Source organism: Nocardia farcinica, assembly GCF_029867845.1.
GTDB lineage: Bacteria > Actinomycetota > Actinomycetes > Mycobacteriales > Mycobacteriaceae > Nocardia > Nocardia farcinica_A.
This window is the reverse complement of sequence record NZ_JARWRU010000149.1, coordinates 1-1092: the sequence shown is the minus strand read 5'-3', so window position 1 is coordinate 1092 and position 1092 is coordinate 1. Positions and strand designations below refer to the sequence as shown.

The following is a 1092-nucleotide window of genomic DNA, read 5'->3' as shown; positions in this document are numbered from 1 at the left end:
CCTTTGCGGGCGAAACCTAATTTTCGCCGGGGGGGGGGCGCGGCCGTCCCCGGCCGCTCCCCGGGGCCCCGTTCCCCCCCCCGGGCCCCGCCGCCGCAAGGTTTTTCGGGCCGTTCGCGGTGCGTTCCCCGGCTGGGAAATCCACACACATTAGCGCCTGATCCGCCACTTCGCCGAAGTTTGCGCCCGCGTGTCTTGCCCCGGACCACTGTCGTGTGCACTACTGTTGCGAATCAGTGGGCGGTGTCGCGAGTCGGCGCGATAAGGAGGTAGCGGTGCGTGAACTTCGTGTGATCGGGGTGACGCCCGACTCCACGCACATCGTGTGTGTCGACACCGAGTCCGGCCAGAAGTTCCGCCTCCCCGCGGACGAGAAGCTCAGAGCCGCCGCGCGCGGCGACCTTGCCCGGTTCGGCCAGATCGAGATCGAAATGGAAGCCTCCATGCGTCCTCGCGATATCCAGGCCCGTATCCGTGCAGGCGCGTCCGTGGAGCAGGTGACCGCCGAGTCCGGCATGCCGGCCAGCCGCGTGGAGCGCTTCGCCTATCCGGTGCTGCTCGAGCGCGCCCGTGCCGCCGAGCTGGCTCAGAAGGCGCATCCCGTGCGCCCCGACGGTCCCGCGGTGGAAACCCTCATCGAGGTGGTGACCGCGGCCTTCACCGAGCGCGGGCACACCCTGGAGTTCGCCGAGTGGGACGCCTGGAAGGACGAGAAGGGCTTCTGGGTCGCCCAATTGCAGTGGCAGAACGGGCGTTCGGAGATCGCCGCGCACTGGCGGTACCAGCCCGACGCGCACGGCGGCACGGTCTCTCCGCTCGACGACCCGGCCTCGGATCTGATCGATCCCGATTTCGGCCGGGCGCTGCGCGGCCTGGCGACGATCCTGCCGTCCGAGCCGGAGATCGACGTCACCACCCCGCACGAGCCCGCGCTGGAGCCGCGCCGGGAGATGGGCGGCCCGCCCGCCCGGCCGGCCAAGCTGGCCGCGCCCGTGGTCGAGGAGTACTTCGGCAAGCGTGCCGCCGCCGGTGGCGGTGGCGTGCCCGCGCCGATCCCGGCCGCCCCCGTCGTGCCCGCGCCCGCGCCGGTCC

At 71.8% G+C, this 1092-nt stretch carries 1 protein-coding gene; it reads left to right on the top strand.

Features of this window, described 5'->3' with window-relative positions; all coding sequences use genetic code 11:
- Positions 1 to 275: 275 nt before the first annotated feature.
- Positions 276 to 1092: septation protein SepH (gene sepH, locus QH283_RS02970; protein ID WP_280501484.1), on the top strand; the 817-nt coding region annotated here is incomplete at its 3' end.